This window comes from Streptomyces sp. NPDC111520 (genome assembly GCF_055635295.1).
The window spans coordinates 305,752-325,519 of record NZ_JBVKBW010000004.1; the positions used below are offsets into that span (position 1 = coordinate 305,752).

Annotated in this window: 21 protein-coding genes; 8 read left to right on the forward strand and 13 right to left on the reverse strand. The window is 73.2% G+C overall.

Annotation, left to right across the window (positions count from 1 at the left end; all coding sequences use genetic code 11):
- Positions 1-29: 29 nt before the first annotated feature.
- From ACZ7MY_RS11660 to ACZ7MY_RS11670, 3 genes are all read left to right on the forward strand, one after another.
- Positions 30-617: a helix-turn-helix domain-containing protein gene (locus ACZ7MY_RS11660; RefSeq protein WP_499601181.1), complete on the forward strand. Its 588-nt coding sequence runs from the start codon at positions 30-32 to the stop codon at positions 615-617.
- 93 nt (positions 618-710) lie between these two features.
- Positions 711-1,613 (forward strand): class I SAM-dependent methyltransferase, encoded by a 903-nt coding sequence (locus ACZ7MY_RS11665; protein WP_499601182.1) that lies wholly within the window; start codon positions 711-713, stop codon positions 1,611-1,613.
- A 188-nt stretch (positions 1,614-1,801) separates the two neighbouring features.
- Positions 1,802-2,341: a manganese efflux pump MntP gene (locus ACZ7MY_RS11670; protein ID WP_499601183.1), complete on the forward strand. Its 540-nt coding sequence runs from the start codon at positions 1,802-1,804 to the stop codon at positions 2,339-2,341.
- Between the two features lie 415 nt (positions 2,342-2,756).
- Here the strand turns inward: ACZ7MY_RS11670 and ACZ7MY_RS11675 are convergent, their stop codons facing one another.
- The 11 genes from ACZ7MY_RS11675 to ACZ7MY_RS11725 form a co-directional block, all read right to left on the reverse strand.
- Positions 2,757-3,248: a hypothetical protein gene (locus ACZ7MY_RS11675; RefSeq protein ID WP_499601184.1), complete on the reverse strand. Its 492-nt coding sequence runs from the start codon at positions 3,246-3,248 to the stop codon at positions 2,757-2,759.
- Positions 3,249-3,306: 58 nt separating this feature from the next.
- The gene (pqqE, locus tag ACZ7MY_RS11680; protein ID WP_499601185.1) at positions 3,307-4,401 is read right to left on the reverse strand and encodes a pyrroloquinoline quinone biosynthesis protein PqqE; all 1,095 of its coding nucleotides are present in this window, start codon (positions 4,399-4,401) and stop codon (positions 3,307-3,309) included.
- Complete coding sequence (gene pqqD / locus ACZ7MY_RS11685) at positions 4,394-4,723, reverse strand: pyrroloquinoline quinone biosynthesis peptide chaperone PqqD (protein ID WP_499601186.1); 330 nt, start codon at positions 4,721-4,723, stop codon at positions 4,394-4,396. Before pqqD ends, pqqE begins: the two co-directional genes overlap by 8 nt.
- A 5-nt stretch (positions 4,724-4,728) precedes the next feature.
- Complete coding sequence (gene pqqC, locus ACZ7MY_RS11690) at positions 4,729-5,439, reverse strand: pyrroloquinoline-quinone synthase PqqC (protein WP_499601187.1); 711 nt, start codon at positions 5,437-5,439, stop codon at positions 4,729-4,731.
- Positions 5,440-5,443: 4 nt separating this feature from the next.
- Complete coding sequence (pqqB, locus tag ACZ7MY_RS11695; RefSeq protein ID WP_499601188.1) at positions 5,444-6,331, reverse strand: pyrroloquinoline quinone biosynthesis protein PqqB; 888 nt, start codon at positions 6,329-6,331, stop codon at positions 5,444-5,446.
- 113 nt (positions 6,332-6,444) lie between these two features.
- Entirely contained in the window at positions 6,445-6,540 is a 96-nt protein-coding gene (gene pqqA, locus ACZ7MY_RS11700; RefSeq protein ID WP_499601189.1) for a pyrroloquinoline quinone precursor peptide PqqA, read from the reverse strand.
- Positions 6,541-6,585: 45 nt separating this feature from the next.
- Positions 6,586-8,286, reverse strand: coding sequence for a PQQ-dependent dehydrogenase, methanol/ethanol family (locus tag ACZ7MY_RS11705; RefSeq protein WP_499601190.1), 1,701 nt, complete (start codon positions 8,284-8,286; stop codon positions 6,586-6,588).
- A 23-nt stretch (positions 8,287-8,309) separates the two neighbouring features.
- A complete protein-coding gene (locus ACZ7MY_RS11710; RefSeq protein WP_499601191.1) occupies positions 8,310-8,771 on the reverse strand; it encodes an MSMEG_3727 family PQQ-associated protein in 462 nt (153 codons plus the stop codon).
- Positions 8,772-8,977: 206 nt separating this feature from the next.
- Complete coding sequence (gene katG, locus ACZ7MY_RS11715) at positions 8,978-11,257, reverse strand: catalase/peroxidase HPI (RefSeq protein ID WP_499601192.1); 2,280 nt, start codon at positions 11,255-11,257, stop codon at positions 8,978-8,980.
- A gap of 33 nt (positions 11,258-11,290) precedes the next feature.
- Positions 11,291-12,685 (reverse strand): DNA-binding protein, encoded by a 1,395-nt coding sequence (locus tag ACZ7MY_RS11720; RefSeq protein WP_499601193.1) that lies wholly within the window; start codon positions 12,683-12,685, stop codon positions 11,291-11,293.
- 214 nt (positions 12,686-12,899) lie between these two features.
- A complete protein-coding gene (locus tag ACZ7MY_RS11725) occupies positions 12,900-13,520 on the reverse strand; it encodes a TetR/AcrR family transcriptional regulator (RefSeq protein WP_499601194.1) in 621 nt (206 codons plus the stop codon).
- A gap of 225 nt (positions 13,521-13,745) precedes the next feature.
- Here ACZ7MY_RS11725 and ACZ7MY_RS11730 point away from each other — a divergent pair, with 225 nt between their 5' ends.
- The 5 genes from ACZ7MY_RS11730 to ACZ7MY_RS11750 all read left to right on the forward strand — a co-directional run bounded on the left by ACZ7MY_RS11730 (position 13,746) and on the right by ACZ7MY_RS11750 (position 18,114).
- Positions 13,746-14,786, forward strand: coding sequence for an aldo/keto reductase (locus ACZ7MY_RS11730; protein WP_499601195.1), 1,041 nt, complete (start codon positions 13,746-13,748; stop codon positions 14,784-14,786).
- 304 nt (positions 14,787-15,090) lie between these two features.
- Complete coding sequence (locus ACZ7MY_RS11735) at positions 15,091-15,825, forward strand: hypothetical protein (RefSeq protein WP_499601196.1); 735 nt, start codon at positions 15,091-15,093, stop codon at positions 15,823-15,825.
- A gap of 116 nt (positions 15,826-15,941) precedes the next feature.
- Positions 15,942-16,157, forward strand: a complete 216-nt coding sequence (locus ACZ7MY_RS11740; RefSeq protein ID WP_499601197.1) for a hypothetical protein — start codon at positions 15,942-15,944, stop codon at positions 16,155-16,157.
- Positions 16,158-16,285: 128 nt separating this feature from the next.
- On the forward strand, positions 16,286-16,972 hold the full coding sequence (locus ACZ7MY_RS11745) for a TetR/AcrR family transcriptional regulator (RefSeq protein ID WP_499601323.1): 687 nt from the start codon (positions 16,286-16,288) through the stop codon (positions 16,970-16,972).
- Between the two features lie 152 nt (positions 16,973-17,124).
- Positions 17,125-18,114, forward strand: a complete 990-nt coding sequence (locus ACZ7MY_RS11750; protein ID WP_499601198.1) for an NAD(P)-dependent alcohol dehydrogenase — start codon at positions 17,125-17,127, stop codon at positions 18,112-18,114.
- 111 nt (positions 18,115-18,225) lie between these two features.
- Here ACZ7MY_RS11750 and ACZ7MY_RS11755 read toward each other — a convergent pair whose 3' ends face one another.
- On the reverse strand, positions 18,226-18,654 hold the full coding sequence (locus tag ACZ7MY_RS11755) for a VOC family protein (protein WP_499601199.1): 429 nt from the start codon (positions 18,652-18,654) through the stop codon (positions 18,226-18,228).
- A gap of 205 nt (positions 18,655-18,859) precedes the next feature.
- A complete protein-coding gene (locus ACZ7MY_RS11760; RefSeq protein WP_499601200.1) occupies positions 18,860-19,621 on the reverse strand; it encodes an alpha/beta fold hydrolase in 762 nt (253 codons plus the stop codon).
- Between the last annotated feature and the right edge of the window lie 147 nt (positions 19,622-19,768).

Below are 19,768 nucleotides of genomic sequence, written 5' to 3' on the forward strand. Positions count from 1 at the left end.
TCTTGCCGTGAGCGCATAGAATCTTGCCCATGACGCAAGGCGATGGTGATCTGGACGGCCTGGTGAGGCAACGCATCCGCGCCCTGCGCGTCGCCCAGGGCTGGTCCCTGGAGGAACTGGCCGCCCGCGCCAACGTCAGCCAGTCCACGCTGTCCCGGATCGAGAACGGGCAGCGCCGGCTCGCCCTCGACCAGCTCGTCATCCTCGCCCGCGCCCTGGACACCTCCCTCGACCAGCTGGTCGAGACCGCTTCGGACGACGTCATCTCCCACCCGACGGCCGACAGGGCGCGCGGGCAGCTGCGCTGGCCGATCAAGGCGGAACCCGGCATGACCGTCGTACGGCAGCGCATGACGAGCCCGCCGCCCGACCAGCCGTCGCGCATGCGCGCCCACCCCGGCCGGGAATGGCTCGTCGTCCTGTCCGGCACCGCGGTCCTGCTGCTGGGCGACCGGCGGCTGCGGGTCGAGACCAACCAGGCGGCGGAGTTCCCCACGATGCTGCCGCACGCCATCGGGGCCGAGGGCGGACCGTGCGAGATCCTCGGCATCTTCGACCGCGACGCCCGGCGCGGGCACCAGCGCGGCGAGGACGCCGGGAAGGCGTCATCACCGTGACGGTTTGCGCGTGCCGCAGCCCGGCCGGCCATCGTCTTGCGCTTTCCGGAAGCCACCGGGCCGCGGGCCTACCGCCCGGTTAGCGTGGCCGCCATGAACGCCCCCCGCCCTCAGGCAGCGCACCACGGCGCGCCCCACGTCCACGCAGACGTCGACGTCCACGAGCACGGCCAGGACCACGAACACGACACGGAAGGCCAGGCGGAGATCCTCGACCTGGACGCGGACGTGCTCGCCGAGCACACCGCGTCCATCACGGCCTGGCTGCCGGTCGGGAACGGCCCCCGCCGTGTCGTGGACCTCGGCTGCGGCACCGGAGCCGGAACCCTCGCCCTGCTCCGGCGCTTCCCCGACGCCCGGGTGACGGCCGTCGACTCCTCCGCCCCGCACCTGCAGCGCCTGCAGGCCAAGGCAGCCGCGGCCGGAGTGACCGACCGCGTACGCCTCGTCCACGCCGACCTCGACGCGACGGCCTGGCCCGACCTCGGCACCCCGGAACTCGTGTGGGCCTCGGCCTCCCTGCACCACATGGCCGACCCCGGCAGGACCCTGCGCCGGGTCCACGACCTCCTGGCCCCGGGCGGCCTCCTCGCCGCCGTCGAACTGGCCGGGTTCCCGCGCTTCCTGCCCGAGGACGCCCCCGACGACGCGCCGGGCCTCGAGGAGCGCTGCCACGCCGCGCTCGACCGCCGGCACGCCGTGCACCTCCCGCACCGCGGCGCGGACTGGGGGGCCGAGCTGACCAGGGCCGGATTCACCGTCGAAGCCGAACGCACCCTGGCCGTGGACATCGCGCCGCCGCCCACCGAGACCGTCACCCGCTACGCCCTCAGCACCCTGCGCCGGATGCGCGCCGCCGTCGCCGACGCCCTGACGCCGGACGACCTGGCCGCCCTGGACCGCCTGCTCGACGCCGACGCCCCCGGCGGCCTCGCGCGCCGCACCGACCTGCGGGTCCGCACCGAACGCACGGTCTGGGCCGCCCGCCGGCCCTGAGCCGCTCCCCGGCCGGCGGAAGCGGCACCCGGGCCCCGGCGAGTAGTGTGGGAAACGCCCCGGACACCGCTTCGCGGCCGCGTTCCCGGGCCCGTCCGGGGCACGGGCCATCGTCCCTCACCTGACGGCCGGTCCACGGGGCGTACCGGCTCCGCCGCCGTCGGTCGTCGACGGGCAGCGACATCGCCATGATCTGGGAAGTACTGGTGCTGGGCTTCGTGCTCAGCCTCGACAATTTCCGGGTGTCGATCGCGCTCGGCACCGTCCCGTTCAGCCTGAGGCGCGCCGTGCAGGTCGCGCTCACCTTCGGGTTGTGGGACGCGGTCATGCCCCTGGTCGGGCTGTTGATCGGTCGCCGGATCGGGGATTCCGTCGGGGACGTCGCCGACCTGGTGGGCGCGGCCGCTCTCGGCGGGTACGGTCTCTACCTCGTCGTCTCGGCCCTGCGGAACCCCGAGCCCCAGGAGTTGGACCACCCGTGGGCGTTGTTCGGCATCCCGTTGACGCTGAGCCTGGACAACCTGTTCGCCGGGGCGAGTCTGGGTCTCCTCGGGCTCTCTCCGTGGTTCTCGGCCGCCGTCTTCGGAATCGTGACGGCGGTGATGTCGCTGCTCGGGCTGCGCCTCGGGCGGGCCGCGGCACGTCTGATCCGCCTCCGCCCGGACCTGCTGAGCGGGGTCACCCTGATCATCGCCGCGGTGGCGCTGCCGCTGTGGCTCGGTGGCTAGTCGTTCGGCCCGGCCAGGTGGTGGACGCGGCTGGTGGGTGATGTGCCTTTCCACAGGGAGCCGGTTCGTCAACGGGTCGCGGCGTTCGGTCTCATGGCGGTTGGGCGGGCTGGGCCTGTTGCGACAGTCGATTCTCTGCGCAGAAGGCATCAAGCCGGGCCGGGCCGTCCGCGCGGACGCCAGACGGTGCTGGCGAGCCCGCTCGGGTCGCCCCGTGGGGCGATCTGCCGGAAGGCTGTGGGCTGTGAAGGCTGGGCCTACGGTCAGTCCACGCTGCGGCGGCGGGGCAGACGTGGACAAGGGGCCTCGCCGGTCTCCAAAGGGTCTGGGCCCGGAGATCGCCACCTGCCGCCGGTTTCCGTTCTGTCCGTCACAAGCGAAGACGCGGACAAGATGGGGCAGGCAGTCCCGCGGCTCACATCGGAAGCGTGGAGGCCTCGCCGACGGCAGCGAGCAGTTCGAGGGGCAGCTCTCGATCGACTTGGCCAATGGTGAGCCCGAGCCGACGACCAATAGACGGAACCTGCCACATCCGCATGCTCCCGGCAAGCATGCTCAGGGAGCCCATGGGCTCGGGCGGCTCGATGCCTGAGCAGTCCGGGTTGTCGAGCCCGAGATAGGGCCACAGATCGACCACGGTCGGACTGCCCCAACGCGCGGCCAGCACCGTTGCCAGTGCGGTGAGGTCTGCCTCCAGCTCCTCCTCGGCCGCCGTGAACACCTCCGGACCAGGAGCGTTCCAGAAGTCCCGGCTCTTCCGGAGAACAGCGATGTGATAGCCCGGGCCGCCCCATCCGTGTTGCGTCTTCGACTGGCCTTCCTGTTCGGGGAACGGCAGAGCGATCAAGGCGTCGATGATCGACAACTGCTCCTCGGTGGAGCTTGCGGACCGGGGCTGGATCGGCATGGCCGAAGTGTAGGACTGGTGACGGATGTCGTGCCCAGACGACAGCTTTCGCGCCCGGTCACACCCCACCGGCAACGCGGTGCGGGCGGGGGACCAGGCGCGGGGGGCCGGTCCGCGAGCCGGTGCCGGCGGCCTCGACCGCCTCGGCCACCAGGTGGTGGTCGGGCGACAGGTGGCAGACCGGGTCGGTGCGGGCCGCGTCGCCGGTGAGCAGGAACGCCTGGCAACGGCAGCCGCCGAAGTCCACCTCCCGGCGGAAGCAGCTCCGGCAGGGCTCCGGCATCCAGTCCGTCCCCCGGAACGCGTTCATCACCGGCGACTCGGCCCAGATCCACGCCAGTGGGTGCTCCCGCACGCCGGCCCGCGGCAGCGGCAGGGACTGCGCCGCCGGGCAGGGCAGGACGTCGCCGTTGGGCGTCACGGTCAGCTGCCGGGACGCCCACCCGCCCATACAGGGTTTCGGGTAGCGGCTGTAGTAGTCGGAGATGACGTAGACGACGTCCATGCGGTCCCGCAAGCGTTCACGGGCGGCCCGTACGACGGCCTCGGCCGCCTCCAGCTGTGCCCGGCTCGGCAGCAGCGCGGCACGGTTCCGCCAGGCCCAGCCGTAGTACTGGGTGTTGGCCAGCTCCAGCCGGTCGGCGCCCACCTCCTCGGCCAGGCCGAGCACGTCGGCGACACGGTCGATGTTGTGCCGGTGCAGCACCACGTTCACGGTGAGGGGCCAGCCCAGTTCCTTGACCAGGTGCATCGCCTCGATCTTGCGCCGGAAGGACGGAGTGCCGGCGATCCGGTCGGAGGCGGCCGCCTCGGCGGCCTGGACGCTGACCTGCACGTGGTCGAGCCCGGCGGCCCGCAGCCGCTCGGCCCTCGGACGGGACAGGCCCAGCGCGCTGGTCACGAGGTTGGTGTACAGCCCCAGGTCGTGGGCGGCCGCCGTGATCTCCACCAGGTCGCGCCGCAGCAGTGGTTCACCGCCGGACAGGTGGCACTGCAGGACTCCCAGCTCGCCGGCCTCGGCCAGGACCCGCCGCCACTCGTCCGTGGTCAGCTCGTCCCGGTAGCGGGCCATCTCCAGGGGGTTGGAGCAGTACGGGCAGGCCAGCGGGCAGCGGTAGGTGAGTTCGGCGAGCAGCCCGAACGGGCTATCCATCGGTGAGCTCCATCCAGCGCCGGGCGACGAGCCGGGTCAGGAACCGCCGTACCTCGTCCTCGGGGACGGTCCGGTAGCGGGCGCCCAGTTCGGTCACGATCCCGGTCACGGTGTGCCGCCCGTCGCACAGTTCGAGGATCGCCGCGCCGGTGCCGTTCAGGACCACCACGGTCTCGGGGTGCAGCAGGACGTGGCGTTGCCTGGTCCGGCAGAAGCCGAGCCGGACGTGCCGTGCCAGCCGGGGCCGGTCCGGGCCGCACACCTCGACGCCGGGTCCCGTCCTGGTCCTGGTGCGGGTCGCTGCGGTCGGGGTCGGGTCCATGGCGGTCACTCCGGGTAGGCGCGGTCGATGGCGTCCATCAGGCTCCACAGGACGTCGCACTTGAAGGACAGCGCGGCGACGGCGCGTGCCCGGGACCCGTCGGAGAGGCAGTGCGAGGTCACGACCTGGAGGGCGTGCTCGCAGTCCCGCGGCGCCTGTTCCAGGCGGGTCCGGAAGTAGGCGAGGCCCGCGGGGTCGATCCACGGGTACCAGCGCTCGAAGGCGGCCAGGCGTGCGGCCATCAGGTCGGGTGCGAACAGCTCCGTGAGCGAGGACGCCACCGCCTCCACCCAGGGGCGGGTCCGGGCGAAGTCCACGTAGGCGTCGACGGCGAACCGCACTCCGGGCACCAGGTGCCGGTGGTCGCGGACCTCCTCGCGGGTCAGCCCGGCGGCCTCGCCGAGGCGCAGCCACGCCTCGATGCCGCCCTCGCCGGCGGCGGTGCCGTCGTGGTCGGTGATCCGCCGGATCCAGCGGCGGCGGAACTCCAGGTCGGGGCAGTTGGCGAGGATCGCGGCGTCCTTGCGGGGGATGTTCTCCTGGTAGTAGAAGCGGTTGGCCACCCAGCCGCGGACCTGGTGCCGGCTCAGCGCGCCGACGTTCATCCGGACGTGGAACGGGTGCTGGTCGTGGTAGCGGCGCGAGTGGGCCCGCAACGCCTCGACGAAGTCGTCGACGCCGCTGCGCCCGGTCGTCCTCGTGGGTGTCGTCGTCACGGCCCTACACCTGGATCTCGAGGCCGTCCGTGGCCACTTCGACGCCGTTCTCCCGCAGCGCTCGCCGCTCGGGCGCGTCCTCCAGGAGAACGGGGTTGGTGTTGTTGACGTGGACGAGGACCGTCCGTCCCGCGCGCAGCGACGGGAGCTGCGCCAGGCTGCCGTCCGGGCCGTCGATCGGCAGGTGGCCCATCTCCCGGGCCGTGCGGCCGGTCAGGCCGAGCCGTACGAGCTCGTCGTCGTGCCAGCAGGTGCCGTCGAACAGCAGGCATCCGCAGTCCTCGAGCTCCGTGCGCAGCGCCGGCGTCAGCGACTGCACCGCCGGCAGGTAGACCAGTGTGCCCCCGCCGTCCTCGTCGGTGAGCCGGTAGCCCACGACGCGGCCGTGGTCCTGGTCGGCCGCGAACCGGGCGCGCTTGGCGGTGGGCACGTCGAACGCCCGGCAGGTCAGCCCGTCCGCCAGGGCCAGGTCGGTGCCGGGCACCACCGCCCGCCACTCGACCGTGCAGTAGTGCCGCAGCGTGCTGAGGATTCCCGAGCCGTCGCACAGCGTCTTGTGCGCCGCCGGCGTGGCGTACACCCGCAGGGCGCGGGCCTCGCGCAACAGCAGCAGGCCCAGCGTGTGGTCCAGTTCGGCGTCGGTGAGCAGCACCGCCTCCAGCGGCGTCGTCCGGTCGCCCCGCGGGTGCAGGGCCGGGAAGGCCTCGAACTGGGCGCGCAGGTCGGGGGAGGCGTTGAGGAGGAACCACCGGCGGCGGTCGACGCTGACGGCGACCGAGGACTGCGTGCGCGCGGGGCCGGCCCCGGAGCGGACCGCGGCGCACACCGCGCACCCGCAGTTCCATTGCGGGGACCCGCCTCCCGCTGCCGAGCCCAGCACCCGCACCAGCACGCCGGCCCTCCATTCGTCCCCTGACCGGGTCCGTCGAGGGCCCGGCCGCATGTCGGTGTCCCGAGCCGTCCGGGGGGCCGCCGGAACCGTTCCGGCGCGCCGACCCGCACCCTCTAGTCCTCCAGCCGGGCGACGTAGGCGGTCACCTCGGCCGCGACGGGGATCTCCTCGAACTCGGGCGTCTCCCACACGATGAGCTGGGATTCCATGGACTCACCTCCTCTCCGCCGGACACGGCGGTCAGCGGCCGTCGGCTACGACCATTCCGGGAGGGCGAAGGTGATCAGGGCGCTGCCGTGCCCCGCGCCGAGCATGCCGGGGAGGAATCCCTCGGCCCAGCCGCCCCAGCCGACCGGTACGGCGACGTACTGCCTGTCGTCGACCATGTAGGTGGTCGGGCTGCTGTGGTGGCCGCTCCCGCACTGGAACTGCCACAGCGACTGCCCGGTACGGGCGTCGAGCGCGTTGAACTCCCCGGAGGGCTCTCCGGCGAACACCAGGTCCCCGCCGGTGGCCAGCACCGAGGCGCACATCGGCAGTTCGTTGCGCCAGCGCCACTTCTCCTCGCCGTCGGCGTCGAACGCGCTGACGGATCCCGCCATGTCCTCGATGTCCACCTGAACGCCCGCGCCCCAGTACGGGATGCTCTCCTTGAACTCGCGCCGCCGCCGGGTGGCCGTGGCGCCCGTGTCCTGGACGGGGACGTAGAAGAGGCCGGACTTCGGGCTGTAGGCCGCGTGGGTCCATTCCTTGGCGCCGGCCGGACCCGGGTAGAAGTGGACGGGCTCTCCCTCCTTGTCCGGGTACAGCTTGGCCGTCACACGGCCGTCCCTCGTGATGGCGCCCCACGTGATGCGGTCCACGAAGGGGGTGATCCCGACCCGCGCCCCGTTCGTGCGGTCCAGGACGAAGAAGTAGCCGTTCTTGTCGAAGTGCCCGAGCAGTTTGCGGCCGTCCCGCTCGAACAGGATGCACTCGGCGATGCTGTCGTAGTCCCACACGTCGTGCGGGGTGCACTGGTAGTGCCAGCGCAACCGGCCGCTGTCGACGTCGACGGCGATGACGCAGTCGGTGAAGAGGTTGTCGCCCTCGCGGACACCTCCGTCGAAGTCGGGTGCCGGATTGCCGGTGCCGACGTACAGCAGGTTGGTCTCCGGGTCGAACGTGCCGGTCACCCAGCAGTTCGCCCCGCCACGCGCCCAGGCCTCGCCGTCGGCGGGCCAGGTCTGCGAACCCGGCTCCCCGGGCTTGGGCACCGTGTAGCAGCGCCACTGGTGCTCGCCGGTGCCGAGGTCGAACGCGTCGAGGTGACCGCGCACGCCGAACTCGCCGCCGGAACTGCCGACGACGACCATGTTCTTGACGACCAGCGGGGCGAGCGTGGCGCTCTCCCCGGCCCGGACGTCACCGTAGGTCCGGTCCCAGACCCGCTTTCCGGTGGTGGCGTCGAGTGCGAGCAGACGGGCGTTCGGCGTGACGGTGAAGACCTTCCCCTGGGCCACGGCGACCCCGCGGTTCACGTTCCCGCAGCACAGGGACACGTCGAAGGGGACGGCGTGCTTGTACCGCCAGATCTCCACACCGGTCTTCGCGTCGAGCGCCCAGACCCAGCCGTCCCAGCCGGACAGGAACATGACCCCGTCGACGACGATGGGGGCGGCCTCGAACGAGTAGGTCGACGCGCCCGCGATCAGACCGGTCGTGCCGGCCTGGAAGACCCATGCCGGGACGACGCGCTTCACGCTGTCGGTGTTGATCTGGTCCAGCGGGCTGTAGCGCTGCCCGTCGTAGGCGCCGTAGTAGGTGAGCCAGTTGTGCGGCTCCCGGCGCGCGTTGAGCAGGCGTTCGTAGTCGACGCCGGCCACCACGGGCGGTGCGACGTCGCCGCCCGCCACCTTGCCGCTCAGCATGCCCTGGTCGACGGCCTCACCCGCGTCCACGTAGTCCACGGTCATCGGCCTCTCCCTCCTGCTTCTGCCTACGGCCGCGGTTGCTCGGGGCGGTCGAGGCGGGCCTCCGGCGGAGCTTCCCCCATGACGACGATGGCCCCGGTCAGCCCCCGGCCCTCGTCGTTGCCGGTGGGCGAGCCGAACCAGTAGTAACCCGGTCCGTCGAGGTTGAGCGTCGCCCGGCCGCGCGAGTGGTTCACCAGCCAGATGAACTTCCGGTCGCCGTTGCTCGGCAGGAGCGCGCAGTGCGTGTTCTGGTCGTCGTTGAGGAGCTCGAGCTCGATATCCCCTCCATGGGGCATGACCAGGATGGAGGGGTCCCAGGCCAGCTCGTCCGGGTGGATCCGGATGGTGGCCTGCATGGTGCCGTCGGCTTTCTCGACGGCGTACCCGATGCTCCCGGTCCCCAGCACCTGACCCAGCGCCGCCTTGTTCTGTTCGGCCAACCCGATCTTGTCCAGCAGGTCGGATCGCTCCTGCATGGTCGTCATCGGGGCGTCACTCCCCTCATGCCGAATCCCGCTCCGCCGTCCGTCCGGATCGTCCTCGCACCGCGTGCGCCGAATGCCCCGCACCGGACCGAAGCGGACGGGAAAGCGGTCGATCTGCCCCCGAAAATCACGCTACGCCGCACGGATCACAGCGACAAGGGAGGTCCGTCCGGGCGGGACGGCTCCTGCCGTTCGTCCGTGACGGGCTACCGTTCGTCCCCGGTGCGGCACCGCTCGGAGGGCCGGGGGAGGTCGTACCGGTCCAGGTTCATGACCTTGTCCCACGCGGCGACGAAGTCCGCCGCGAACTTCTCCCGCGCGTCGTCGCTCGCGTAGACCTCGGCGACGGCACGCAGTTCGCAGTTCGAGCCGAAGACGAGGTCGACGCGGCTGCCGGTCCACCTGACCTCGCCGGTGGCCCGGTCGCGCCCCACGAAGGTGTCACCGGCCGCGGACGCCGGCTCCCATGCGGTGCCCGGGTCGAGCAGGTTGACGAAGAAGTCGTTGCTGAGCGCCCCGGGCCGCGAGGTGAACACGCCCAGCGGCGACTGCCGGTGGTTGGCACCCAGCACCCGCAGGCCCCCCACCAGGACGGTCATCTCGGGCACGCTCAGGTCCAGCAGGTTCGCCCGGTCGACCAGCAGGTGCTCCGGCGGCAGCCGGCCGCCCTTGCCCCGGTGGTAGTTGCGGAACCCGTCCGCGACCGGTTCGAGGGCCGCGAAGGACTCCGTGTCGGTCCACTCCTGTGTGGCGTCCGTCCGTCCCGGCGCGAAGGGGACCCGTACGTCGTGGCCGGCCGCCGCGGCGGCCCGCTCGACGGCGGCGGCCCCGCCGAGCACGATCAGGTCGGCCAGCGAGATCCTCGCGCCCCCGGCCCCGGACGCGTCGAAGGACTCCTTGATCCCCTGCAGGGTGCGCAGCACCCGCGCCAGCGTGCCGGGGTCGTTGACCTCCCACCCGCGCTGCGGGTCGAGGCGGACGCGCGCGCCGTTCGCCCCGCCGCGCCGGTCGCTGACGCGGAACGTCGACGCCGACGCCCACGCGGTCGAGACGAGCTGGGGGACCGACAACCCGCTCGAGAGGATCCGCTCCTTGAGCGCGGCGACGTCCGCCGGCCCGACGAGTTCGTGGTCCACGGCCGGGACGGGATCCTGCCAGAGCAGCGTCTCCCGCGGGACCAGCGGTCCGAGGTAGCGCCGGACCGGGCCCATGTCGAGGTGCGTCAGCTTGAACCAGGCCCGGGCGAACGCGTCCGCGAGCAGCTCCGGGTCCGCCAGGAAGCGCCGTGAGATCGGCCCGTAGACCGGGTCCAGCCGCAGCGCCAGGTCCGTCGTGAGCATGGTCGGGGCGTGCGACGCCGACGGGTCGTGGGCGTCCGGTACGGTGCCGGCGCCGCCGCCGTCGGCCGGGATCCACTGCCACAGGCCCGCGGGGCTCAGCTCCAGGTCCCACTCGTAGCGGAACAGGGTCTCGAAGAAGCCGTTGTCCCACGTCGTGGGGGTGGGGGTCCACGTGCCGTCGAGCCCGCTGGAGATGGTGTCCGCGCCCTTCCCGGTGCCGTAGCCGCACTTCCAGCCCAGGCCCTGCTGTTCGAGGGGAGCGCCCTCGGGCTCCGGGCCGAGGTGGGTGCCCGGGTCGGCCGGACCGTGGGTCTTGCCGAAGGTGTGGCCGCCCGCGATCAACGCGACGGTCTCCTCGTCGTTCATCCCCATGCGCCGGAAGGTCTCGCGGATGTCCCGGGCCGAGGTGAGCGGGTCCGGGACCGTGTTCGGCCCCTCGGGGTTGACGTAGATGAGGCCCATCTGGTCGGCGGCCAGCGGCTCCTGCAGCTCCCGGACGCCGCCATGGCGTTCGTCACCGAGCCAGTCGCGCTCGGGACCCCAGTGGACGTCCTCGCCGGGCTCCCAGACGTCGGCCCGGCCGCCCGCGAAGCCGAAGGTCCTCAGCCCCATCGTCTCCAGGGCGCGGTTGCCCGCGAAGACCATCAGGTCGGCCCAGGAGACCTTGCGGCCGTACTTCTTCTTCACCGGCCACAGCAGCCGGCGTGCCTTGTCGAGGTTGCGGTTGTCCGGCCAGCTGTTCAGCGGCGCGAAACGCTGCATGCCCGCGCCGGCCCCGCCGCGGCCGTCGTGGACGCGGTACGTGCCGGCGCAGTGCCACACCATCCGGATCACCAGCGGCCCGTAGTGGCCGAAGTCGGCCGGCCACCACTCCTGGGACGTGGTCAGCACCTCGTCGACGTCGCGCGCCAGGGCGTCGAGGTCGAGCGTGCGGAACTCCGCGGCGTAGTCGAAGTCCTCGCCCATCGGGTCGGCGTCGGCGGGGTGCTTGCGCAGGATGCCGAGGTCGAGCCGGTTCGGCCACCAGTCGCGGTTGCGCGTGCCGCCGGCCGGGCAGCCGTGGTGCCCGGCGGGGACGGAGAGGCCGAGCCCGCCCGCCTCGCCGGCGTTCGTCCCGCCGGTGGCGGCGTCCGGATTCTGGGACACGGGGATCTCCTTCCGCATCGGAGGCGTCGGGGTTCAGAGGTTCAGCGCGCGCCGCACGGCCGGCGCGTTCCGCCGGGAGACCGGCACCATCTCGCGCGCACGGTCGTCCATGACCAGGGACAGCTCGCCCTTGAGCCCGCGCTCGACCTCACGGACGCGGCTGAGGTTGACCACGTACCGGCGGTGCACCCGCAGGAAGCCGACGTCCGCGAGGTCGTTGTCGAGCCTGTCCAGGCTGAGGGACGCGGCCCGCAGCCGGCCCTGGTCGGTCGAGAGCCACACATCGTTCCCGTGCGATTCGGCGACGGAGACCTCCGACAGCCGCAGCAGCACCATCCGGTCGCCGCGCAGCGCGACCAGCCGGCGCGGCGGCACCCGGGGGTGCCCGGAGCCCTCCGCCCGGGGGAGCCGCGCTCCGTCGGCGACCCCGAACAGGACCAGGTTCCCGATCAGGTGGCCGCAGGAGAAGACGGGCCGGAAGCTGATCGACGTCGGCTCGTCGGCGAGGTGGGCGAAGATCTGCGTCGACCCGACCCAGCCGGGGTCGTGGACGGCCTGCCTGCCGGCGTACCGGGCGGCCGCGAGGAATTCCGGCAGGCCGGGGTTCCACCGCAGGGTGGGGTCGATCGCCGGGGTGCACGCGGGGACGCCTAGGAGCACGCTCGCCATGTCGTCGGCGATCACCACCTTGCCCGCGGTGTCCACGGCGGCGAGCGCCGCCCCCGTCGTGGCCCTGGCCCGGGTGTACGCCGCGACCAGCTCCGCACCGCTGTCCCGGGCCCGCGTCTTCAGCGGGTACCGGGTCATGGTGACGGCGCTCGACAGCCAGGTCTCGACGCCCGCGGGAAGTCCGCCGCGCCAGCAGGAGACGCCGAGGACCGCGATCGGCTCCCTGGTCACCACGTCACGCACCGCGATGCCCGCGCACACCCAGTCGTGCAGGGCCCGGCACCAGTGCTCCGCGCCCCTGATCGGCACCGGCCCGTGCGCCTCGAGCGCCGTCCCCGTGGCGTTCGTGCCGACCGCGCACTCGGACCAGCAGAACCAGGGCGCCAGGTTGCGTTCGCCGGCCCGGGCGAGCGTGGTGCGGTCACCCCACGCGGCGAGGATCCGGCCGCCGGCGTCGGCGACGGTGACGATGCCGCCGACGTCGCCCACCTCGTGCGCCACGGCGGCGGCGCGGAAGCCCAGCTCGGCGAGGACGACGTCGTCCTCGGGCGCGCGTTCCCGCTCCGCGGCGGCCACCGGGGCCTTGGCGAGGTGGGGGTCGACCCGGTACCGCTCCCGGCAGCGGTGCCAGGAGATCGCCACCAGCGGCCGGACGCCGGGGACATGGTCTTCGCCCTGGACGAACCGTTCCCACGCGGCGAGCACGGGGCCGCTGCCGAGGTTCGCCGAGGTGGGGTCCAGCCGATGTGTGTCCCTCATGGTTCAGAACCGCCTCCGGTCCCTCCCCGATGCCCGACGGCGCGGGCACCATCCGTGCCGGCCGCCGCTCGTGGCGGCCCGCCCGCCACGGACCGGTCGCCGCGTCGCGGATCCTCTCGCCGTCCACCTCCCACCTTAGTACCGCCGGGCTGCCGGGCAGATGCCCGAGAGCCGCGTCCGCGGGGCGGGGCGGCGGCCGAGGCGGGGAGCGACGTTACGCGTCGGGACGGCGGTAGACGCCGTGCCACCAGGTCTGCGCCAGCTCGCGGGCGAACGCGGGGTCGCTCGCGGCGTCGGCGGTGGTGACCTGGTCGGTCAGGGCGCGTTCGCCTCCGATGACGATGATCCGCGTGGCGCCGACCGGGTCGAGGCCGGTGGGGGTGCGGCCGGCCGCCTGCTCGGCGCGGAGGATCGCGACCGTCCAGTCGGTGAACTGGTGGAGCTCGGCCGTGAAGTGGTCGCGCACGGCGCTGTCGTACGTCGCGACCTCCGCGAGCGCTCGCCGGACGGCGACGTGCCGGCGGTAGACCTGGATCACGTCGAGGAAGACCGCCTCGAGGCCCTCGACGCCGTCCGACGGCTGCCAGGCCGACGTGACGTCGAACGAGGAGGCCATGAGCTGGTTCGCCAGCCGCAGCAGCAGGTCGACCTTGTCGCGGAAGTGGCTGTAGAAGGTCGAGCGGGCGACCCCGGCCTCGGTGCAGATCCGCTGCACGCCCAGTTCCGTGAAGTTGGCGCCCGCCGCCAGCAGGCGTTGCGTCGCGGCCAGGACGTCCGCCTCGGCCGAGGTGGGGCGGCCGACCTTCGCGGTGCGCCGGCGGGTGATCGAGGGCATGTCCGGATCCTGGGGTCGTGGCGGTGTCGGTCGGTCGGCGGCCGGTCGGCGGCCGGTCGTGGGCCGGTCGTCGCGAAGGGCCGTGGGCTCGGCGGCGGACGTCAGATTACACGCTGTCCGGACATCGTGTAGCGTAATTTCCGGACGCTGTGTCCGGACGTGTCGGCCGGAAAGCTGGGGGACCCGCCGCCACGGGCAAGCACGTGTGCGCATGAGGAGTGACTGGTGAAATATCGACTGCTGGGACGCACCGGGGTCTGGGTCTCCGAGATATCCCTGGGCGCGATGACCTTCGGCGGCAAGGACCACCCGGTCTACGGCACCCACGGGGCGCTGGGACAGCAGGAGGCCGACCGCGTGGTCGGCGCCGCGCTGGACGCCGGGATCAATTTCATGGACACCGCCGACGTCTACGCCGACGGCGAGAGCGAGGAACTGCTCGGCCGGGCGCTCGGCCGGCGCCGGCGGGACGTGGTCCTGGCCACCAAGCTGCTCGCCCCGGTCGGGCCGGGACCCAACGACCAGGGGCTGTCGCGGCTGCACGTGATGCGCGCCCTGGAGGACAGCCTGCGCCGGCTGGGGACCGACCACATCGACCTCTACCAGATCCACAACCACGATCACCTGACGCCGCTGGAGGAGACGCTGAGCGCCCTCGACGACGCCGTGCGCCAGGGCAAGGTCCGCTACATCGGCTGCTCCAACCTCGCCGCCTGGCAGATCAGCAAGGCGCTCGGCATCTCCGCACTGCACCACCAGGCGGCGTTCGTCGCCAACCAGACGCACTACTCCCTGGTGGCGCGTGACGCCGAGCACGAACTGGTGCCCCAGGCCGAGGACTCGGGCGTGGCCCTGACGGTGTGGCAGCCGCTGGCCGGCGGGTTCCTCACCGGCAAGTTCGACCGCGGCGGGGTCGCCACGGAGCCGGACTCCCGCCGCGCCCGCAACGGCTACGACTTCGTGCCGTTCGACGAGGAACGGGGCTTCGCGGTGCTCGACGTCGTCCGGCTCGTCGCGGCGCGGCACGGGGTGAGCCCGGCGCAGGTCTCGCTGGCCTGGCTGCTCGCGCAGCGCGCCGTCACCAGCGTCATCGTCGGCGTCCGCACGCAGGCGCAGCTCGCGGACAACGTCGCCGCCGGCGGCCTGACCCTGACCGAGCGGGACCTCGCCGAACTCGACGAGGTCAGTCGGCCTCCGGCGGCCTATCCGAGCTGGATCCAGCAAGGCTTCGCACCGGTACGGATCCCGGCCGGCAACCTGGCCTGACGGGCCTGCCGCTCGGGCACCGGCCGCGCCGACCGGCGTGAGGTGCCCGAGCGGGAAGGCCCGTGGGGCGGCGTCCACGGCCGTCTCCGGCGCCCGTGCGTGGACGCGGCGCCGCGCACGGCCGGTTCCCCGTCCGTCACCGGACGCCCTGCCCGGGGAGACCGTCAGGCGATAGGATCCGGGCGTGCGTTGATCTTCCGGGCGGCCGCCTCGCGCAGCCGCGGACGGTGCCGGGCGCCTCCCATGACGGGGGCGCCCGGCAGGCATGCCCGTCGTCGCCGTCACCCCACCGGAGAGCCGCACCATGACCGATCAGCAGCCCCTCACCTACGAGACGTTCGTCGAACTCGCCGCCGCCGATCCAGCCGTGGTCGGCCTCGTCCTGAAAGGCTCGCGAGCCCACGACGGCATGACCACCCGGCACTCCGACCACGACCTGTACGTGGTCGTCGCCGACGACGCCACCACCGGCCTCACGCGGTTCGCGGGCCACCGCACCACCGAACTCGACCTCGTCGTCCTCCGGCTCACGGAGTTCCGCGCGGCCGGGATGCCCGGTTTCGAACGCTACGCCCTCGCCCGGGCGCGGGTCGTGCTCGACCGGCTCGACGGAGGCATCGCCCGCGCCCTCGCCGACAAGGCCCGGCTGGGTGCCGACGAGGCGTTCCGGGTCTCCGTCGGCCGGCTCGACGCCTACGCCAACTCCCTTTACCGCTCCGTCAAGAACCACCGCGACGGGCAGGCCCTCGCCGCCCGGCTCGACGCCGCCGACAGCATGGCGTTCCTGCTCGAGCTCCTCTTCGCCCTCGACCGCCGCCCCCGCCCGTACAACAGGTACCTGGAGTGGGAGCTCGCCCGGTACCCGCTGCCGGGCTGGGACACCGGCGTGCTGCTCGACGCCGTGGACCGCGTCTCGGCGACCGGCGACGTGTCCGCGCAGCGGCGGCTGTTCGCCCGTGTCGAGGCGGTCGCCCGCGCGGCCGGACACGGCGAGGTGCTGGACGCGTGGGGCGAGGACCTCGGCCTGATGCGGCCGTGACGCCTCGGCCGCTGCGCGGCCCGGGCGTCCGGGCGCCGTTACGTGCGCTGGTGCGCCCCTGCGAAGCCGATGGAAAGCACCGCACATGCGACAACTGTGTCCATAGGCTGACAGCGATGTGTCGGGGCGGGGTGTGCGAGCGGGGGGTGCGCGGTGCGGGGTCGGGCCTGGCCGCCCAGGCCCTGTCCTACGGGGCGATCCTGTGCGCCGGGCCGGTCGTCGCGAGCACGACCGGCTACTACGGCGAGGGGGTGACGTTCCTGCTGCTGGCGGCCGCGGCCTGCACCGCCCTGGCCGCCGTACGGCACCCGCGCCGCCGCGGCGAGGGCTGACCGCCCGCTCAACCGCCCGCGCAACCGCCCCGGACGTGGGGGAGGATGGGGCGGGCCCGCGGGTGCGCCGCCGGCGCCGCCGACGGGCCCGGTCGAGCAGTCGGAAGAGAGGGACGGTGGAGATCGCCATGCAGTCCGGTGCCGCGGCGCGGCCCCGCAAGCCGCTCAGCAGGGAGCGGATCCTGGGCACCGCGGTGGCCCTGGCCGACGACGGCGGGGTCGCCGCGTTGAGCATGCGGAAGATCGCGGCGGCGCTCGGTGTGGTGCCGATGGCGCTGTACAAGCACGTGGCGAACAAGGACGAGTTGCTGGACGGCATGATCGACGCCCTGGTCGGTGAGATCGACCCGCCCTCCGGAGGGTCGGACTGGCAGCAGGTCGTGCGGCGGCGCGTGCTGTCGGCGCGCCGGATGCTGTTGCGCCACCCGTGGGCGCCGGGCGTGATCGAGGCCCGGATGAAGGCGCGTTCGGCCCCGACCCCGGCGGTGCTGGGCTACCTGGACTCGATGATCGGGATCTTCAGGGCCGGGGGGTTCACGGTGGACCTGGTCCACCACGCGATGCACATCATGGGCAGCCGTGTCCTGGGCTTCTCCCAGGAGTTGTTCGAGGACGCCCCCGGCGGCGAACCGGACCCGGACGCCCTGCCGCCCGAGGAGATGGCGGCGCGCTACCCGCACGTCACCGAGCTGGCCATGGCGGTCGCCCACGACCCGGAGTCCGTCGTCGGCGGCGGCTGCGACGACCAGCTGGAGTTCGAGTTCGCCCTCGACCTGATGCTGGACGGCCTGGAGCGGCTCCGGCTCGCCGCCTGACCCGGCCGCACGAACTCGCCGGCCCGCCGCTCGGGCGCGCGCCGGCCTCGCCAAACGACGTTCCGCCACCACCTCCCCGCCCGCGCCCCTTGACGGGTGTACGCCGTACACCTACGGTGCGTGGCAAGGGAGTTCGGACATTGGGGGGCTCGATGCGAGCGATCGTCCAGAAGAGGTTCGGCCCGCCGGACGTCCTGCGGCTGCAGGACGTCGACCGGCCCGAGGCGGGCGCCGGTGAGGTGCTGGTGCGGGTGCGCGCGGCGGCGCTCAACCCGTACGACTGGCACATGATGCGCGGCGACCCGTATGTGGCGCGGCTGATGGGCGGCATGGGGCTGACCCGCCCGAAGAAGGAGGTGGCGGGCATCGACGCGGCCGGTCACGTGGAGGCGGTCGGCCCCGGGGTGCGGGGTGTCCGGCCCGGTGACGCGGTGCTGGGTTTCTGCCCGGGTGCCTTCGCCGAGTACGCGTGCACCACCGCCGACCTGCTGGTCCGCAAGCCCGAGGGGCTGACGTTCGAGCAGGCCGCCGCGGTGCCGATGGGGGCGGTGACCGCGCTGCGCGGCATCCGGACCGTCGGCGAGGCGAAGGCCGGGTGCCGCGTCCTGGTCAACGGGGCCGGGGGCGGCGTGGGCAGCTTCGCGGTGCAGATCGCCTCGGCCCTGGACGCCGAGGTCACCGCGGTGTGCAGCCCGGGGAACGCGGAACTGGTGCGTTCGCTGGGCGCCGCCCATGTCGTCGACTACACCCGGGAGGACTTCACGCGCTCCGGCGCGCGCTACGACCTCATCCTGGACAACGTCGGCAACCACCCGCCCGGGCGTCTGCGCCGGGCGCTCACCCCGGCGGGCATCCTGGTGGCCAACGGCGGTGGATCGCCCGGCCGCGTGGTCGGGGCGGTCGGTTCGACGCTGCGCGTGGTCGCGGCCAACGCGTTCGTCCGGCAACGGCTGCGCGTGATCCTCCCGGCGGCACCCGCCGGACCGACGCACGAGGACCTCCTCGCCGTCACCGCGCTCATCGAGGCGGGCCGCCTCGCCCCCGTCGTCGACCGGACCCATCCGCTGGAGGACACCGCCGAGGGCATGCGCCACGTGGAGCGGGGCCACGCCCGCGGCAAGACCGTGATCACCGTCGGCTGAACCGCCGGTCCGCCGGTCCGCCGGTCCGCCGAACCGCCGGTTCTCCGTGCGCGGTCGACGCCGAAGGACCTCGGGGGCCGGGCTCCTGGAGCCCGGCCCCGGGGCCGTCGCCTACGGGCGGGCGTAGGGGCGGGTCATGACCTCCAGGTTGTGGCCGTCCGGGTCGGCGAAGTACGCGCCGCGGCCGCCGAAGAGGCGGTTGATCCGGCCGGGCTCGGTGTGACCGGGGTCGGCGTAGTGGGTGACGCCCACCGCCCGCAGCCTGGCGATGACCGCGTCGAACTGCTCCTCGGTCACGAGGAACGCGTAGTGCTGCGACTGGACCGGCTCGTCGCGCTTCTCGTAGTAGTCGAGTGTGACGCCGTTGCCGAGCTCCACCGGGAGGAACGGCCCGAAGGGGGCGCCGACCTCCAGGCCCAGGACCACGGCGAGGAACTCGGCCGACAGCCGCCGGTCCCTGGCGTAGACGGCGGTGTGGTTCAGCTGGGCGGGGGCCGGTGGCGGCTCGGACGGGTGGGTGCCGCGCTGGTCGTTCTGCATCGGTGGCATCGTTCTCCGGGTCTCGGGTGCGCTGGGAGAGGCGCCGTGTGGAGGCGCCGCGAGGAGACTCGGAAGGGGAGGCGGGGCTCTTGCCCGCCCCGTGCTCACGCCGGGGCCGGGGACCCTTTTCGTGCATGGCTCGCGGCCGACCCGGCAGTCACCTGGGAGAATCTAGTGGCTGCCGGGCGGCCGGGCAACGGCGGGGTCAGCCGGCGGCGTTCGCGGCCGCCTGCTCGATGAGGCGGGCGACCGCCTCGGGCCGGGAGACGGAGACCGCGTGGGAGGCGTCGACCTCCACGGTGTGGGCTCCGGCGCGCTCGGACATGAACCGCTGCGCGGCCGGCGGGATGTTGCGGTCGGCGGTGGCGACGAGGCTCCAGGAGGGGATCGTCCGCCACGCGGCGGCCGTGGCCGGCTCCTCCAGCGCCGCGGCGGCGACGGGGCGCTGGGTGGCGGCTATCAGGTCGGTCACGGCGTGCGGCACGTCGGCGGCGAACTGGTCGTGGAACGCCTCGGCCCTGATGGAGAGGTCGGTGCCGGTGCCGCCGTCGGCCAGGGGGAAGGACCGCGCGTCGAGGGCCGGGCCGAGGGTGCTCCCGGGGTACTTGTTCGACAGCTCCAGGGCGCTCTCACCCTTCTCGGGGATGAAGGCGGCGATGTACACCAGGGCCTTGACGTCGGCGTTCCCGGCGGCCGCCGCGCTGATCACGGCGCCGCCGTACGAGTGCCCCGCGAGGACGACGGGGCCCTCCACGCCCTTCACCACGCTCGCGACGTACGCGGCGTCAGTGGCGAGGCTCCGCAGCGGGTTGGCGGCCGCGACGACCGGATACCCGGCTTCCCGCAGGTGCGCGACGACACCGTTCCAGCTGGAGGAGTCCGCGAAGGCGCCGTGCACCAGGACGACCGTGGGCTTGTGCGGGGCGGGGCGGGTGGCGGTCGTGTCGTTGGCGGTCGTGTCGTTCATGGCGGTCGTTCTCCTCGGGCGTCGCGTGTCGTGTCCTTCGCCGGTGCGCCGTTGTGGCGCCTGCCGACACCGAGAAACTTAGCGCCACACTGCCTCGCGCACAAGTTAATTGTGGGCAACCAAAAGCGGTCCACCCGTCTCCGGTAC

What these genes read in the sequence shown, in the direction of transcription:
- ACZ7MY_RS11660 (WP_499601181.1), top strand. Translation starts at nt 30, where the DNA reads ATGACGCAAGGCGATGGTGATCTGGACGGCCTGGTGAGGCAACGCATC.
- ACZ7MY_RS11665 (WP_499601182.1), top strand. Translation starts at nt 711, where the DNA reads ATGAACGCCCCCCGCCCTCAGGCAGCGCACCACGGCGCGCCCCACGTC.
- ACZ7MY_RS11670 (WP_499601183.1), top strand. Translation starts at nt 1,802, where the DNA reads ATGATCTGGGAAGTACTGGTGCTGGGCTTCGTGCTCAGCCTCGACAAT.
- ACZ7MY_RS11675 (WP_499601184.1), bottom strand. Translation starts at nt 3,248, where the DNA reads ATGCCGATCCAGCCCCGGTCCGCAAGCTCCACCGAGGAGCAGTTGTCG.
- pqqE (WP_499601185.1), bottom strand. Translation starts at nt 4,401, where the DNA reads ATGGATAGCCCGTTCGGGCTGCTCGCCGAACTCACCTACCGCTGCCCG.
- pqqD (WP_499601186.1), bottom strand. Translation starts at nt 4,723, where the DNA reads ATGGACCCGACCCCGACCGCAGCGACCCGCACCAGGACCAGGACGGGA.
- pqqA (WP_499601189.1), bottom strand. Translation starts at nt 6,540, where the DNA reads ATGGAATCCCAGCTCATCGTGTGGGAGACGCCCGAGTTCGAGGAGATC.
- ACZ7MY_RS11705 (WP_499601190.1), bottom strand. Translation starts at nt 8,286, where the DNA reads ATGACCGTGGACTACGTGGACGCGGGTGAGGCCGTCGACCAGGGCATG.
- ACZ7MY_RS11710 (WP_499601191.1), bottom strand. Translation starts at nt 8,771, where the DNA reads ATGACGACCATGCAGGAGCGATCCGACCTGCTGGACAAGATCGGGTTG.
- ACZ7MY_RS11720 (WP_499601193.1), bottom strand. Translation starts at nt 12,685, where the DNA reads ATGAGGGACACACATCGGCTGGACCCCACCTCGGCGAACCTCGGCAGC.
- ACZ7MY_RS11725 (WP_499601194.1), bottom strand. Translation starts at nt 13,520, where the DNA reads ATGCCCTCGATCACCCGCCGGCGCACCGCGAAGGTCGGCCGCCCCACC.
- ACZ7MY_RS11735 (WP_499601196.1), top strand. Translation starts at nt 15,091, where the DNA reads ATGACCGATCAGCAGCCCCTCACCTACGAGACGTTCGTCGAACTCGCC.
- ACZ7MY_RS11740 (WP_499601197.1), top strand. Translation starts at nt 15,942, where the DNA reads ATGTGTCGGGGCGGGGTGTGCGAGCGGGGGGTGCGCGGTGCGGGGTCG.
- ACZ7MY_RS11745 (WP_499601323.1), top strand. Translation starts at nt 16,286, where the DNA reads ATGCAGTCCGGTGCCGCGGCGCGGCCCCGCAAGCCGCTCAGCAGGGAG.
- ACZ7MY_RS11750 (WP_499601198.1), top strand. Translation starts at nt 17,125, where the DNA reads ATGCGAGCGATCGTCCAGAAGAGGTTCGGCCCGCCGGACGTCCTGCGG.
- ACZ7MY_RS11755 (WP_499601199.1), bottom strand. Translation starts at nt 18,654, where the DNA reads ATGCAGAACGACCAGCGCGGCACCCACCCGTCCGAGCCGCCACCGGCC.
- ACZ7MY_RS11760 (WP_499601200.1), bottom strand. Translation starts at nt 19,621, where the DNA reads ATGAACGACACGACCGCCAACGACACGACCGCCACCCGCCCCGCCCCG.